The sequence below is a fragment of the Thioalkalivibrio sp. ALE17 genome, assembly GCF_000425605.1.
Classification (GTDB): domain Bacteria; phylum Pseudomonadota; class Gammaproteobacteria; order Ectothiorhodospirales; family Ectothiorhodospiraceae; genus Thioalkalivibrio.
Window position 1 is genome coordinate 110,400 of the sequence record NZ_AUDT01000003.1, and the last position, 14,665, is coordinate 125,064.

Genomic DNA, 14,665 nt, shown 5'->3' on the forward strand with positions numbered 1-14,665 from the left:
TAACCGAGACCCAAACTTCTCCGTGTCCTCTGTGCGCTCTGTGGTGAAAAGCCCTTCCTGGCCCTTTCCCTGCAAGTTGGGTTAGCGGCGGCCGGCGGGTGGCTCCAGGCGCAGGCCGCGCACCTCGCCCAGTGCGCCGCCGGCGCGCAGGGCGGCGGCGAACGGGGACTGGCGCGCCGGTTCACCGTTGATGCTCTCGATGGTCACGCCGCGGCGCTTCGGCAGCCAGGCGCTGCTGGCGAGCTGACGAATCGCCTCGGTGACGAGTGCCGCGTGGGCCTCGCCGGTGTCGATGCCGGGGATGGTCTCCCAGACGAACAGTTGGCGACCGGAGGCGGCCAGGTACAGCAGCGGCTGGCCGCCGGCCAGGGCTACCAGCGCCCCGGCGACCCGGCGCAGGCGGCCCTCGGCCGCTTCCGGCGGCTGCGGCCAGGGCAGGAGCTGGCCCCAGGGGCTGGCCGGGTCGACGCTTGCCAGCCACTGCGGTTCGGGGGTGTCGTCGGCCGCTCGTTCCAGGGCGCGCAGGCGGTCCACTGCGCCGGCGCGGGCGAACTGCGCGCCGGTCAGGCCCTCCACGAAGTGGCCGCGGCGCAGCTTGCCGGTGTCCTCCATCGCGCGGTAGACGGGATACACGCGCCCGAAGCCGCCCGGCAGGCCCTCGGCGCGGGCCATATCGCGGCTGACCACACCGTAGCGGGCCAGCAGGTTCTCGGCCTGTTCGCGGGCGCGCTCGGTCAGCGACACGCCGGGGTCGATCAGCTCGGCGACCCGTGACCAGCGCCCGCCGGCCAGACCCTGTCCCGGGCGTCGCCGGCCGCGCGCGGAGGTCCTGCGCTGGCCCAGGCTGCGCAGCGGCGCGAAGGTGTCATTGGTGATCTGCCCGGCCCAGACCAGGTCCCAGATCGCGGCCTCGATCGCGTCCTGGCGGGCGTCCGGCTGTGCGCTGCGGGCCGCGCGTTCCAGCTCCAGGTAGAAGCAGGCGCCGCGCCGGTCCAGGGTCTCCAGGATCGCCTGCGCCAGCGGGTCGTCGTTGGCGAGGGTATTCGTGGCATCGGCCTCCGGTTCCAGCAGCACCATCGCCTGTTCGCGGCGCAGGAAGGCGACGCGCCCGTCGCGCTGGCCCAGCGCACCACTGCCCACCCAGACGAATTCCCCGGAGGCGGTGATGCGGTCCAGCGCATCCAGCGAGAAGTCGCGCACCCGCATCGGCAGTACGTGGGCGGTCCAGGCGGACCAGGGCAGGGCGATGCCCTCCAGTTGTGTCAGCGTGTCGCGCAGGGCACCGGCCCCGCGGCCGGGCTCGGTCAGGCCCTGCCAGGCGGGCAGGAAGCGGCCCAGCGCACGGGCGTCCACCGCGGCCGCCTCGTCGCGCAGCCGCGCCAGGGTGCGGCGCTTCAGCCGCCGCAGGATGTCCAGTTCGCACCAGTCCTCGCCCGTGCCCTGCGGGCGGATCTCGCCGCGCAGCAGCACGCCGGCACGTTCCAGGCTTTCGAGCGCCGGCAGCAGTGCGCCCGGCGCGAGGCCGTAGCGAGCGCCCAGGTCCTCGTTGCGGAAAGGTCCGTGGGTACGGGCGTAGCGGCGCAGCAGCTGTTCCAGCGGGCGCTGCGGCGGTTCCAGGAAGGCGGCGGGCAGGCTGGGCGGGGGCACCACGCCGAGGGCATCGCGGTACAGCGCGGCGTCCTCGGCCGCGATCCAGCGCGACTCGCCGGCGATGCGCACCTGCACCGTGCGCAGGGACCGGGCGAGCTGTTCCAGCCACGGCCCCGGCGCCTCGGCGCAGGCGGCCGCGACCTCGTCCGGGGTCAGGTCCCCGCGCCGGCGCAGCAGGTCGTGTAGCGCGTCGGCGTCTTGCACCCGGGTCGCCTCGGTGGCGTGCGCCAGCTCGGCCTCCAGCTCGGCCAGGGCCTCGGGGTCGATCAGCTCGCGCAGCTCGGCCTGGCCCAGCAGTTCGGCCAGCATGCCGCGGTCCAGCGTCAGCGCCTGGGCCTTGCGCTCGGCCATCGGCGCGTCCTGCTCGTAGATGTAGGCCGCGACGTAGGCGAACACCAGGCTGCGGGCGAACGGCGAGGCCTGCGGCGTCTCCACCTCGTGTACGCGGATGCGGCGTTCCTGCACCCCGCGCAGGATCTGGCGCAGGGCGTCCAGGTCGAACACGTCGGCCAGCACCTGGCGGTAGGTCTCCAGCACCACCGGGAAGCTCGCGTACTCGCGCACTGAGGCCAGCAGCTGCTGCGACTTCAGCCGCTGCGCCCACAGCGGGGTGCGCTGGCCGGGCCGGTTGCGCACCAGTAGCAGGGCGCGCGCCGCGTTTTCGCGAAAGGCGCTGGCGAACAGGGTGGAGTTGCCCAGCTCGCGGGTGACCGCCTCCTCCAGTTCATCCGGGTCGGGGAACAAGGCGTCCAGCTCGGGCAGGTCCTCGCTGTCGGCCAGGCGCAGCACGATGCCGTCGTCGGTGTACATCACCTGCACCTCGAAGCCGGAGCGGCTGGTCAGTGCGCCCTGCAGGGCCAGCGCCCAGGGGGCGTGCACGCGCGCGCCGAACGGGGTCAGGATGCAGACGCGCCAGTCGCCGACCTCGTCGCGGAAGCGCTCGACCACAATGCGCTGGTCGGATGGCAGCTGCCCGGTGGCCTCGCGCTGCTCGTCGATGTAGTCGCAGAGGGCCTCCACCGCCGCCTCCGACAGTGGCGCGTGTTCCCTGAGCCAGGCCGTGCGCTCGGCGCGGCCCATGCGTGCCAGCCGCTCGGTGGCGGCGCCGATGGCCTGGCCGAGCTGGATCGGGCGGCCGGGGCCGTCGCCATGCCAGAACGGGAGCTTGCCGACCTCGCCGGGGGCGGGGGAGACCAGCACGCGGTCGCGGGTGATCGCCTCCACATGCCAGGTGCTGGCGCCCAGGGTCACGTTCTCGCCGGTCTTCAGCTCGAACACCATCTCCTCGTCCAGTTCGCCGATGCGCGGCCCGCCCTCGCCGACGTGCACGCCGTACAGCCCGCGGTCCGGGATGGTCCCGGCGTTCAGGCGCGCGGCGAGAGCCGCTCCCCGGCGCGGGGTCAGCTCGTCGCGGGCGCGGTCCCAGGCGAGCCAGGGGCGCAGGTCGGCAAAGTCGGTGCTGGGATAATGGCCGGAGAGCATGTCCAGCGTGGCCTCGAGCAGCGGCCGTGACAGCTCGCGCCAGGGCGCGGCGCGGCGGACCAGCGCATGCAGCTCGTCCACCGTGCGCGGGCGTTCGCAGACCATCGCGACGAGCTGCTGGGCCAGCACGTCCAGCGGGTTGTGCGGGGCGTGGATCGGTTCCAGCGCGCCGGCCTGCATGCGCTCGCCGATCACCGCGCATTCGAGCAGGTCGCCGCGAAAGCGCGGCAGCAGCAGCGAGCGCGAGACCTGGCCCACGCCGTGCCCGGCACGCCCGGCGCGCTGCAGCCCGCGCGCGACCGCGCCGGGGGATTCGACCATGATCACCAGGTCCACCGCGCCCATGTCGATGCCCAGCTCCAGCGAGCTGGTCGCGACGATGCCGCGCAGGCGCCCGGTCTTCAGCCGGCCCTCGATCTCGGCGCGGCGCTCGTGGGACACGCTGCCGTGGTGGGCGGCGACCAGGTCCTCCACCGGTTCGGCATCCTCCGGCTGCTGTTCGCGCCAGGCCTCGTTGATGCGCTGGACCAGGCGCTCGCACAGCCCGCGGCTGTTCACGAACACGATGGTGGAGCGGTGCTCCAGGATCGCGGCCAGCAGGCGCGGCTCCAGGCGTGCGGCGCGGTCGCCGCCAGCGGTGGGGAGCTGCCCGGTGCCCTGGCCGTAGACCGCGCCGAGGATGGAGCCGGACGGGATCGGGCCGGCTGAGGGGCTCGTCGTATCCGGGCCCTCGACGGTGGCGGGTGCGTGCTCGGCGGGTGGTTCCTCGGGGGCGAGGATCTCCAAGTCGAGGCGCGGTGGCTCGGCGGCGTCGATCACCTCCACCTCGCGATCACCGCCGAGGAAGCCGCGCGCCACCTCCACCGGGTGCACGGTGGCGGACAGCCCGATGCGCTGGGGGTCCTCGCCGCAGCGCTCGGCCAGGCGTTCCAGCGACAGGGCGAGATGCGCGCCGCGCTTGTTGCCGGCCAGCGCATGTACCTCGTCGATGATCACAGTGTGGATGGACTCGAGGTTCTCGGCGGCCTTCGAGCCCAGCAGCAGGTACAGCGACTCGGGGGTGGTCACCAGGATGTCGCCGGGTTCGCGCGCCTGCGCGCGGCGCTCGGCCTGCGGGGTGTCGCCGGTGCGGATGTGTACCACCGGCTCGCGCGGGGCATCATCACCCAAGCGCGTGGCGGTCTGCGCGATCCCGGTCAGCGGGGCGCGCAGGTTGCGTTCGATGTCGGTGGCCAGCGCCTTCAGCGGCGAGATGTACAGCACCGAGTAGCCGCGGCGGGCGTCGGGCGCGGGTTCGCCGGTCAGGCGGTCGATTGCGCTCAGGAACGCGGCGAGAGTCTTGCCGCTGCCGGTGGGGGCGATCAGCAGGCAGTGATGGCCGGCCCGGATCGCGGGCCAGCCGCGCGACTGGATCGCGGTCGCCTGCCCGAAGGCCTCGCCGAACCAGGTATCGGTCGCGGGGCGAAAGGGCGTGACCGGCATCGGCTCGCGTATGACGCGTCAGGCGTGGCCGACGGTGGTGTCGGTGGTGGCGTGGAAGTAGTCGCTGTCGCGCGCCAGCTCGTCGATCAGCTCGTGCAGCATGGCCAGGCGGCTCTCGGCGTCCGAGAACGGGGCGCAGTCCTCGCACAACGGATCGCCGCAGGGCTGGCGGCTGTACAGCCAGAAGTGCACGGCACCGGCCAGCAGGCCGTCGGCGACGTCGCCGGTTTCGGCGGCCTGGCCGTCATCGGCGAGCCGGTTCGCCAGCTCGATCAGGTGCTGGGCGGCGTTGTTGTAGGTCTGGTCGGCGGTGTCGTTCATGGGATCTCGGGACAGTCTTGTTTCAGCCAGCGCCAGCCCGTTTGACCGGCACAGAACCCGGCAGTTTACCGCGACTGGCCGATATTCCGAAGAAACAGGGGAATATGCCGCTCTTCCGGCGACAGGCCGCCGTGGGCGCCGACGAAGAACGGCCCCTCGTCGTCGTCCGGCGGGTCCACCAGGTAGGCGTCCTCCGCGGGCAGCAGCAGGTAGTCGCCGGCGCGTGCCCGCAGCTCGGGGTGCTCACGGTGATGCCCCGGGGGCAGGCCCAGCGTGCCGGGCCCCAGCCAGTCCGCGGCGGGGACTGCGGCTACGTCCGCGCCGAAGGCGGCGTCCAGGGCCGTCAGGAAGTCCGTGTCGCGTCCTTCGCGGACATGGGCGATGGCGGCACGTGGCTCGCCGGTCAGGCGGTGGCGCAGGCAGGCCTGCACCGCCGGGTGCTCGCGCAGGTCCAGGCGGCGTTCCATGGTGCGCATGCCGTGGTCGGCGGTAGTCAGGAACACGCTCTCCGGGCGCTGGATCTGCGCGCAGGTCGCGGTGTAGGCCAGGTCCAGCTGCTTCAGATGGCGCTCCACCTCCGGGCTCTCCGGGCCGTAGGCGTGGCCCAGGTGGTCGAGCTCCGACCAGTAGACGTAGGTGAAATGCGGCCCCGGCGTCGCGTTCACATGCGCGGCCACCCGTGCCGGCAGCTCGGACAGGTCCTCGAAGCCGATGAACGCGGCGGAGCCGTTCATCATGCGGTTGTAGGGTGTCCCGCCGATCCAGTCCGGGCCGATCATGGTGGTGTGGCAGCCGAGCCGGTCGACCAGGCGGTCTGGCCGTACGCGGCCGGTCAGCTCGCGGTAGCCGAGCGTGGCCGGGCGGTCCTCGGCGTCGCGCTCCTGGCCCATCAGCACCGTCAGCGTGCGCTCGGCAGCCGGCAGCCGGGTGTGCCAGCCGAGCAGGCCGTGCTGCGCGGGTGCGCGCCCGGTCAGGATGCTGGTGATCGCGGTCGCCGTGGTGCTGGGGAACACGGTCTCGAGGTCGGTTACGTAGTCCGCGCCCAGCAGCGGCGTGTGGCGGCGATAGCGGGTGGCAAAACCGTCGATCAGCCACAGCACGATATGGCGGTCCGGCCCCAGGTGTTCGGATACACCCGCCAGCGGCGGGTGGCTGGCCACCGGGTTCAGGCTGGCCTCGATCTGGCCGAGCAGGTCCATCAGCCCCGGCGCTTCCAGCCGGGCGCGCAGGATGTCATCCACGACCGAGTCGGCCGCGGCGTTAGCCGTCATCGACAAGCGATCAGGCCTTGCCGCCGTCGCCACCCATGCAGGGCGGGGAGTCGGCGACCTTGCCGGCACGCTCGAACCACTGGTCCGGGTCCAGCGTGTGCAGCGCCAGGGCATGGATGCCCCCGGCCAGCTCGTCGGCCAGGGCCTGATTCACCAGCCGGTGCCGCGCGATCAGCTTCTGGTCGCGAAAGGCCTCGGACACCACCGTCACCTTGAAATGCGACTCCGAGCCCGGCGGCACGTTGTGCATGTGGCTCTCGTTCACCACCTCCAGATGCTCGGGCGCAAAGCGCTCCTCCAGCTTCCGGGTAATGGTCTCCTGCATGCTCATCGACGACTCCAGTGCTTCGATTGACGGGACATCGCACTCAGTGTGCCGTGTCGTACCCGCATGTCCAGATCCTTGGCCAGCCGCATGGCTGCCGCTGTCTGGGGGGGCAGTCATCAGCCTTCCCGTGTGCGTTCCTTCCAGTAATCCGGGTGGCGGTGCAGGTGCATGACCGCGAGAATCAGGATGCCCCCGTCCTCTTCTGCGTAGAGAACCCCATACGGAAACCGCTTCACGAATGAGCGCCGCACTTCGCCCTCCAGAACGGTCCAGGCACGCGGGTAGGCGATGGCGCGTTGCACCGCTGCAAACACTTCAACTGCAAAATCGTTCCCGAGGCGGGGCTCGATTTCTTCGTAGTACTGAACGGCCTCGGTGAGTTCTTGCTCCGCTTCCGGGTGAAAGCGAAAACTCATCGTTCAAACCGGCTCCATATCCTCTCGAAGACCTGTTCGCCCGGAATCGCTTCGACTGTGCCCGAGCGGATCTCTTTCAGGCGCTTCCGCGAGACCTCCGCCCATTTGCGGTCCACGCCCGCATCGGGCGGGTTCAGGCTGCGCAGAAGGGAATCGACCACCAGAGCGCGCTCTTCCACGGGCAGGGACTCGGCTTCGTCAATAAGGTCTTTGATCTTCATGTCACCATCTTCCTGGTATCGCTGGGGGGCGATGACCGGCGCAAGCGGAATTCTCATACTGGCATCTTGCGGCCGGTAGTGCGAGATGGCGGTTTGGTGGTTACATCCGGGAGGGGCTATGCGGCAGACGCTGGCGTTTGATGTGTACGGGACGCTGATCGATACCCAGGGGGTTACGGCGACGCTCGAAGGGTGGATGGGCGAGCGGGCACCGGTGCTGGCGCGGGCCTGGCGCGAGAAGCAGCTGGAGTACACCTTCCGGCGCGGGCTGATGGGGGCGTACGCGGATTTCGATACCTGCACCGAGCAGGCGCTGCGGTACTGCTGCGAGGTACTGGGTATCGCGCTCGAAGCGGAGCAGGAGGCGGAGCTGTTGCGGTGCTACCGAGAGCTCCCGGCCTTCGCCGATGCGGGGTCGGCCCTGGACGAGTTGCGGGCGGAGGGACACCGTCTGTTCGCGTTCTCCAACGGGACCACTGAGACGGTCAGCGGGCTGTTGCGGAACGCCGGCCTGGAGGATCGCTTCGAGGATCTCGTCAGCGTGGACGAGATCGGCTGCTTCAAGCCGGACCCGCGCGTGTACCGGCATTTCCTGCAGCGGGCGAATGCGCTGCCCCAGCAGGCGTGGCTGGTTTCAGGCAACCCCTTCGACGTGATCGGTGCGCAGGCTGCGGCCATGCGTACGGTCTGGCTCGACCGGGCGCGGCAGGGTCTGTTCGACCCCTGGGGCGGGGAGCCCACGGCCACCATCGGCGGCCTGGACGAACTGTCCGGGGCACTACGTTAGCCGGGGTCTTGCCGTCGGCAAATATTCCTGCTGGAGCGGCCTATTGGCGCCTGGTGGTTGCGCTACGATGGAGGTCGGGCCGCCGCCGGGAGAGGAGCGTGAGCCAGCAGGTCAAGCAACGGGTCGCGCCCGCCGGAGAATCGCCCTTGATCCGTCCGGCCACGCTGGAGGATCTGGAGGCGCTGGTGGCGCTGGAGGATGCGGCGTTCGAGATCGATCGCATCTCGCGGCGGCAGTTTCGCTACCTGCTCACGCGTGGGCATGCGGTCACGCTGGTGGCGGAGGGTCCCGGTGGGGAGGGCTTGCTCGGCTACGTGATGCTGCTGTTCAGTCGTGGTACGTCGCTGGCGCGGCTGTACTCGATTGCGGTCAGCGCGCGGGCGCGCGGCCAGGGGCTGGGCCGGCGCCTGGTGGAGGCGGCGGAAGACGCGGCGCGCCAGCACGGGCGGACCGATCTGCGTCTGGAGGTGCGGCGCGACAATGCGGCCAGCCTGGCCCTGTTCCGCGGGCTCGGGTATCGCGACCTCGGCACCATCGACGACTACTACGAGGACCACATGGATGCGCTGCGGCTGCAGAAGTCGCTGGCGACCGGCCCCGATCCGGCGCTGGTACGCGCCCCGTACTACGCGCAGACGCTGGAGTTCACCTGTGGCCCGGCTGCGCTGATGATGGCGATGCGCGCGGTGGACCCGGCGCTGAAGCTGGACCGGCGCCTGGAGCTGCGCCTGTGGCGCGACGCCACCACGATTTTTATGACCTCGGGCCACGGCGGCTGCGGGCCGTACGGGCTCGCGCTGGCGGCCGCCCATCGTGGGTTCGAGGTGCAACTGCTGGTGCGCGATCGCGGCGTGGCCTTCGCGGATTCCGTGCGCAGCGCGGAGAAGAAGGAGGTGATGCAGCTGGTGCAGGAGGACATGGTCGAGGAGCTGGAACAGCTCGGGGTGCCGGTGGTGCACGGCCCGGTGAACGTGTCCCAGCTGGAGGCGCGCTTTGGCGATGGCGGGGTGCCGGTGGTTCTGATCAGCAGCGTGCGGCTGTATGCCGAGCGCTTCCCGCACTGGGTCACGGTGACGGGTTTCGACGAGCGCTTTGTCTACGTGCATGACCCGTTCGTGGACGTGGAGCAAGGGGAGCGCGCGGTGGACTCGGTGAACATGCCGATCGCGCGTGCGGACTTCGAGCGCATGGCGCGCTACGGCCGCGCGGGCCTGCAGGCAGCGGTGATCGTCGGCCCGCGCCGGGCGGCGGAGGGCGCGCATGCCTGAGCACCGCATCCTGGTCGAGCGCCGGGCGGACTGGAAGCCGCACTTCCCCGACCTTCCGGTCATGGCCATCGACGACTACCTGCGCGGCCCGGCCGCCGACGACCCGGCCACCCTGCGTGTGATCAACCTGTGCCGCAGCCAGCGTTACCTGTCCGCCGGGTACTACGGCTCGCTGCTGGCGGAGGCGCGCGGGCACCGGGTGATCCCCAGCGTGCGTACCTTGCAGGACCTGTCGCGCAAGTCCATTTACAGTCTGGATACCGAGGAGCTGGACGAGCGCGTGGCGCGCGTTCTGGGCCGCAGCCGCCAGGGCGTGCAGCCCGAGCGGCTGGAGCTGACCGTGCTGTTCGGCCAGTGCGACGAGCCGGCGCTGCAGGAGATCGCCGCGCAGCTGTTCGCCCTGTTCCCCGCGCCGATGTTCCGGGTGGAGTTCCGGCTTCAGGGACGCTGGCAGATCCACGCCCTTCGCTCGTTCGCGCTGAACGCGCTGGAACCCGAGCAGGAGCCGGCCTTCTTCGCCGCGCTGGAGCGCTACCTCTCCAAACCCTGGCGCCGCCGCCGCGGGGCACGCAGCGCGCGCTACGAGCTGGCCATCCTGCACAACCCGGACGAGGCGATGGCCCCGTCCACGCCGGCCACGCTCAAGCGCTTCGCCCGCGCCGGGCAGGAACAGGGGATGGATGTCGAGCTGATCCAGGCGCGCGATCTGCCACGACTGGCGGAGTTCGACGCCCTGTTCATCCGCGAGACCACCGCCATCGACCACTACACCTATCGCTTCGCGCGCAAGGCCGAGGCCGAGGGCATGGTGGTAATCGACGATGCCGACTCCATCCTGCGCTGCACCAACAAGGTCTATCTGGCCGAGCGCCTGGCCGCCCATCGCGTGCCGACGCCAAAGACCGTGATCCTCAACCGCGAGACCATCCTGCGCGCGGAGGAACAGATCGGCTATCCCGTGGTGCTCAAGATCCCGGACGGCAGCTTCTCGCGCGGCGTATTCAAGGCGAACGACCGCGCCGAGCTGGAATCCATCGCCCGGCGGCTGCTGAAGGAGAGCGATCTGATCCTCGCCCAGGAGTTCGTCTACACCGAGTTCGACTGGCGCATCGGCGTGCTCAACCGCCAGCCGCTGTACGCCTCGCAGTACCTGATGTCGCGCAAGCACTGGCAGATCGTCAACCACGACGCCAAGGGCGGCCCGCGCGAGGGCGGCTTCCGCACACTGGCACTGGCGGACGTGCCCGCCGCCGTGGTCAAGACGGCCGTCAAGGCCGCCAACCTGATCGGCAATGGCCTCTACGGCGTCGATCTCAAGCAGACCCCGCGCGGCGTGATGGTCATCGAGGTCAACGACAACCCCAACCTCGACGCCGGCATTGAGGACAAGGTCCTCGGCGAAACCCTCTACACCACCCTGATGCAGGACTTCGTCCGCCGCCTCGACGCCGCCCGCCGCCACCGCGCAGCACCCTGATTGGAACGGGGTCTGCCCGTCGCCACGTCGCAGGATGCGATGAGCGAAGCGAATCGCATCGGGGCTCGGACCGCGCAGGGAGTGGTGCGTTTCGCTGCGCTCAACGGCACCCTGCGATTGCAGGATGTTGCCTACCTGCGTCGGGAGACGGTCAGGCCACGGCCTCGGGTGGTTCCTGCAGCGGGTCGTGGAGTTCGAGGTCGACCATCAACTCGTTGGCCAGGGCCTCCAGGTCGTCCTGCAGCGTGTGCAGGTCCAGGCCTTCCGGCACGCCCAGGCGGGCCTTCGCGCGGAACATCGGCTCGCCGGTCATCGAGCCCGGCTCGCAGGCCGTCTCCAGCGTCTCGACACTCACGCCGTGGCGCGAGAGTACGGCGGTGATGTCCTGCACGATCCCCGGTCGGTCGTGCCCGATCAGGTCCAGCACCACCGGATGCCGCGCCGCCGGGGGCAGCTCGCTGCCGCGCTGGATATGCACCTGCAGCGAGTCGCCTGCCAGCCCGCGCAGCGCGGCCTCCAGCGCGTCGGCATTCTCGGTATCCACCTCCAGCAGTACCACTCCGGCAAACTGTCCGGCCAGTTGCGTCATCCGGCTTTCCAGCCAGTTGCCGCCCGCCGACCGAGCCCGCGCCGCCACCGCGCTCACCAGCCCCGGCCGGTCCGGCCCGATCACGGTCAGAATCACCGAAGTCTTCATACGCACAATCCCCGCACCCTTCGCCAACAGACCCAATATCCTGCGCCCGCAGGTCATCGGCGGCAACGCGCCAACGGGTACCTACGTGTCGAACGAATGATTCCCAAGAGCTCGACTTATGGGTTGCCCAAGTACGGCCGGTGGCGTTCGTGCACTTGGACTGCTAAAAGCATGATCGATCCATGGTTGTGTTTTCTAGTCTGAGGCCCTTTTCTGGAGGCAAAAGGCGAGGTCTGACCCTCTAAGGCCATGCAAAACCTGAAGGTGGACCCCGGCGGACATCCGGGCCATGCTCAGCTTTAGAGCCGAACTTTCGTGCGGAGGCAAAAGTGGAATTGTGGGTGGGGGATCACCGCTTGCGCTTCATGTACCAGGACGCGCGGGGTGCAATCACCGAGCGGGACCTAGTGGCGAAAAGGCTGTTCGTGAAAGACGCGGTGTTGTACGTAGAGGGGTGGTCGATTCTGCGTAATCAGCATCGACGCTTTCGGGGATCGAACATCCGCTCGGACGTGGTGAGCGTGAAAACGGGGGAGCTGTGGCCGCGCGACCAGATTCTGGGGCTCGATAGCATTGACAGGGAGTGGCTCAAATCTCCGGATGAATCGAGCGATCCGGAGCTGCACCCTCTTGATCGCATGCGGCCGGAAGTGGCGATTGATGAAGCCGGCCTGGTGATTGGGTCTCGTCTGACCCGAACGCCCTGGCATGTGATTCCGCAAGGGAATTGCGTGGGGCTGCATGAGCCGAAGAAGAACGGTGCTCCAAGGAAGAACCCGGTCTACCTCCTCTATGTTGATCCACCCCGCCCGAAGCGGTGGGCCATTGCCGGCCCCAATCTCTCGAAGCGTTTTGTGCGGCCATCAGCGGCCGTTGAAGCACTTCTCGAACAAATGGAACACCTGATACCGGAAGCGTATTGATGGCAAAGACCCGAGAAATTCAGGATCCGTGGAAATATTTTTCCGACTGGGTCTATCAGATCGGCCGGCACCATTGGGAGAACCTTGGGGTGGTTAGCACATTGCTCGTGCACCGCGAGAAGACGAAAGCACTGCGGGACCGCCTGAAGGCGGAGGGGATGACCGACCCCAAGGAACGGGCAAAGCATGCGGTGCATCGCCGGGCGTATGTCGACCGGGCAGTCGATATCTGGGAGGCGCGCAGCCAGGAGCAGGCCCGACTGCTTTTCGGTTTCCGTGAGGGCTACATCTTTCGAGACGCGACGAGCGACGCGTCGATTCAGGTTCTGGCCGTGCTGGATAACGACCTTGAGGTTGCCGAGCGGGTGATGCCGACCGAGCGACTCGGCCGGGCCTACCGGCTAACTGACGTGGACTTTGCGGAGCACCTGCGCTGGGGGGCTTCGCTCGAACGTTTCGAGGTACCTGCTTCCAGCCTGCGATCCGAGCTGATCCGGGCCGAGGTCTCTCGAGACCAGCGCGAGCTGCATAACGAGGTCGGGTCTCGGTAAGTGGCGGATCTCACCCGACCAACAGAGTGTGTGGAAGGTCGATTGCGGGCTTAGGGCTACTCTTTCCCTCCAAATGGCGTCAGTCGGTGTAGATCATGCGGCGGGTCATGCCGCCGTCGGCGCTCCAGATCTGGCCGGTGATGAAGCCTGCGTCCGGGCCGAGCAGGAAGGTGGTCAGGGCGGCGATGTCGGCGGGCTGGCCGACGCGGCCGGTCGGGTGCTGGGTGTGGTCCTGTGCGGATAGCGGTTCGGCCTGCTGCTGATCAGGGCTGCGGGTGTCGATCCAGCCGGGGCGGATGGCGTTGACGCGGACCTCCGGCCCGGCGCTGATGGCCAGGGCGTGGGTGAAGGCGTCCAGCCCGCCCTTGCTGGCGGCGTAGGCCTCCGTGTCCGGCTCTGACTGCAGGGCGCGGGTGGAGCTGATGTTCACGATGGCGCCCCGACGGCGCCGCAGCAGGGGCAGGGCATGCTTGGCGAGCAGGAAGGCGCCGGTGAGGTTGGTATCCAGCCAGCGCTGCCAGTCGGCCAGCTCCAGCTCATCCAGTGGCCCGGAGTGCGGGTCGCTGATGCCGGCGTTGTTGACCAGGGCATCGAGGCCACCGTGCCATTCCTCCGTGCGCCGGATGGCCTCGCGGACCTGTTCCTCGTCGCGGACATCCAGCGTGATGGCCCGGGCGGCGGGGCCCAGTTGCGCGGCGGCCCGTTCGCCCTCGGGGCCGTCGATATCGGCCAGCACCACCTGCCAGCCATCCCGCACCAGGCGCTCGCCAATGCCGAGGCCGATCCCGCGCGCCGCGCCGGTGACCAGCGCGACCCGTTGCGGTCCGCTGTCCGGGGTATCAGGCACTGGCCGTTGCGGGCAGGTTGTAGAAGGCGCGGGCAGTGGCGGTGGTGTGGGTGGCGAGGTCTTCCGGGGTCTCGTCGCGCAGCTGGGCCACGTATTCGCCGATGTGGGGCAGGAAGGCGGGCTCGTTGCGCCGGCCGTTGCCGATCTTCTTGCCGCTGCCCTTGGGCAGGGTGCGCGGCAGGAGGTAGGGGGCGTCGGTCTCGATCATCAGGCGGCCGCGCGGGATGCGCGGGACCAGCGGGTGCAGATGGGTGCCGCGGCGTTCGTCGCAGACCCAGCCGGTGATGCCGATGTGGCAGTCGAGGTCGAGGTATTCGGCCAGGGCGTCAGCCTCGCCGGTGAAGCAGTGCACCACGGCGGCCGGCAGCTTGTCGCGCCAGCGGCGCAGGATCTGGGCGAAGTCGTGGTGGGCGTCGCGCTCGTGCAGGAACACCGGCAGGCCGAGATCCGCGGCCAGCTCCAGCTGGGCCTCGAAGGCGATGCGCTGCTGCGGGCGCGGCGAGTGGTCGCGGTTGTAGTCCAGCCCCATCTCGCCCATGGCGACGACGTTGGCGTCCGCGCGGGCGAGGTCACTGAACCGCGCGGCGATCGCGTCGGTCCACTGCTTTGCCAGGTGCGGATGCACGCCCAGGGTGGCGCGGCAGCAGTCCGGGTACTGGTCGGCGATCTCCAGGCACTTCTCGCTCTGGTGGGCGTCGGCGCCGGTGATCAGCATCCAGGAGACGCCGGCCTCGCGGGCGCGCTCGAGGACCTCGTCGCGTTCCTTGTTGAAGGATTCGTGGGTGAGGTTGAAGCAGATATCGATCCATTCCATGCGCGGTATGCTAACGGATTGGACGCGCAGCGCCAGATCCCCGGCGCCGTCATTGCGAGGCGCCGAAGGCGGTGAAGCAATCTCCTGCGGCTGGCAGCGCGGTGGATTCGAGGGCTCCGGTGGTTTCGGG

At 69.5% G+C, this 14,665-nt stretch carries 14 protein-coding genes; 5 read left to right on the plus strand and 9 right to left on the minus strand.

Annotation, left to right across the window (positions count from 1 at the left end; genetic code table 11):
• Positions 1-81: 81 nt before the first annotated feature.
• From H609_RS0103750 to H609_RS0103775, 6 genes are all read right to left on the minus strand, one after another.
• Positions 82-4,614 (minus strand): DEAD/DEAH box helicase, encoded by a 4,533-nt coding sequence (locus H609_RS0103750; RefSeq protein ID WP_028484351.1) that lies wholly within the window; start codon positions 4,612-4,614, stop codon positions 82-84.
• An 18-nt stretch (positions 4,615-4,632) separates the two neighbouring features.
• Positions 4,633-4,935: a hypothetical protein gene (locus H609_RS0103755; RefSeq protein ID WP_018865618.1), complete on the minus strand. Its 303-nt coding sequence runs from the start codon at positions 4,933-4,935 to the stop codon at positions 4,633-4,635.
• Positions 4,936-5,000: 65 nt separating this feature from the next.
• Positions 5,001-6,206: an alkaline phosphatase family protein gene (locus tag H609_RS0103760; protein ID WP_028484352.1), complete on the minus strand. Its 1,206-nt coding sequence runs from the start codon at positions 6,204-6,206 to the stop codon at positions 5,001-5,003.
• 10 nt (positions 6,207-6,216) lie between these two features.
• Positions 6,217-6,537, minus strand: coding sequence for a BolA family transcriptional regulator (locus H609_RS0103765; RefSeq protein WP_017925236.1), 321 nt, complete (start codon positions 6,535-6,537; stop codon positions 6,217-6,219).
• 113 nt (positions 6,538-6,650) lie between these two features.
• Complete coding sequence (locus tag H609_RS0103770) at positions 6,651-6,950, minus strand: type II toxin-antitoxin system RelE/ParE family toxin (protein WP_018995083.1); 300 nt, start codon at positions 6,948-6,950, stop codon at positions 6,651-6,653.
• Positions 6,947-7,171 carry an addiction module protein gene (locus H609_RS0103775; protein ID WP_018876504.1) on the minus strand — a complete coding sequence of 75 codons (225 nt, stop codon included), beginning with the start codon at positions 7,169-7,171 and terminating at the stop codon, positions 6,947-6,949. Before H609_RS0103775 ends, H609_RS0103770 begins: the two co-directional genes overlap by 4 nt.
• Before the next feature lie 118 nt (positions 7,172-7,289).
• Between H609_RS0103775 and H609_RS0103780 the strand changes: the two genes are divergently transcribed.
• The 3 genes from H609_RS0103780 to H609_RS0103790 all read left to right on the plus strand — a co-directional run bounded on the left by H609_RS0103780 (position 7,290) and on the right by H609_RS0103790 (position 10,703).
• The gene (locus tag H609_RS0103780) at positions 7,290-7,958 is read left to right on the plus strand and encodes a haloacid dehalogenase type II (protein ID WP_028484353.1); all 669 of its coding nucleotides are present in this window, start codon (positions 7,290-7,292) and stop codon (positions 7,956-7,958) included.
• 98 nt (positions 7,959-8,056) lie between these two features.
• Positions 8,057-9,226, plus strand: coding sequence for a GNAT family N-acetyltransferase/peptidase C39 family protein (locus tag H609_RS0103785; RefSeq protein WP_028484354.1), 1,170 nt, complete (start codon positions 8,057-8,059; stop codon positions 9,224-9,226).
• The gene (locus H609_RS0103790) at positions 9,219-10,703 is read left to right on the plus strand and encodes a RimK family protein (RefSeq protein ID WP_018876501.1); all 1,485 of its coding nucleotides are present in this window, start codon (positions 9,219-9,221) and stop codon (positions 10,701-10,703) included. The genes H609_RS0103785 and H609_RS0103790 overlap by 8 nt, the downstream gene beginning before the upstream one ends.
• Before the next feature lie 151 nt (positions 10,704-10,854).
• Here the strand turns inward: H609_RS0103790 and H609_RS0103795 are convergent, their stop codons facing one another.
• Entirely contained in the window at positions 10,855-11,400 is a 546-nt protein-coding gene (locus tag H609_RS0103795; RefSeq protein ID WP_018876500.1) for a glycine cleavage system protein R, read from the minus strand.
• 329 nt (positions 11,401-11,729) lie between these two features.
• On the opposite strand from H609_RS0103795, the gene H609_RS0103800 reads away from it, so the two are divergent.
• Together H609_RS0103800 and H609_RS0103805 are read left to right on the plus strand one after the other, a co-directional pair.
• Positions 11,730-12,323 carry a WYL domain-containing protein gene (locus H609_RS0103800; RefSeq protein ID WP_018876499.1) on the plus strand — a complete coding sequence of 198 codons (594 nt, stop codon included), beginning with the start codon at positions 11,730-11,732 and terminating at the stop codon, positions 12,321-12,323.
• Positions 12,323-12,874, plus strand: coding sequence for a hypothetical protein (locus H609_RS0103805; RefSeq protein ID WP_018876498.1), 552 nt, complete (start codon positions 12,323-12,325; stop codon positions 12,872-12,874). Before H609_RS0103800 ends, H609_RS0103805 begins: the two co-directional genes overlap by 1 nt.
• A 79-nt stretch (positions 12,875-12,953) precedes the next feature.
• On the opposite strand, the gene H609_RS0103810 is transcribed toward H609_RS0103805, so the two are convergent.
• Both H609_RS0103810 and H609_RS0103815 read right to left on the minus strand, forming a co-directional pair.
• Positions 12,954-13,721, minus strand: a complete 768-nt coding sequence (locus H609_RS0103810; protein ID WP_018876497.1) for an SDR family oxidoreductase — start codon at positions 13,719-13,721, stop codon at positions 12,954-12,956.
• Positions 13,714-14,535 carry a TatD family hydrolase gene (locus tag H609_RS0103815; RefSeq protein WP_028484355.1) on the minus strand — a complete coding sequence of 274 codons (822 nt, stop codon included), beginning with the start codon at positions 14,533-14,535 and terminating at the stop codon, positions 13,714-13,716. Before H609_RS0103815 ends, H609_RS0103810 begins: the two co-directional genes overlap by 8 nt.
• Positions 14,536-14,665: the final 130 nt, after the last annotated feature.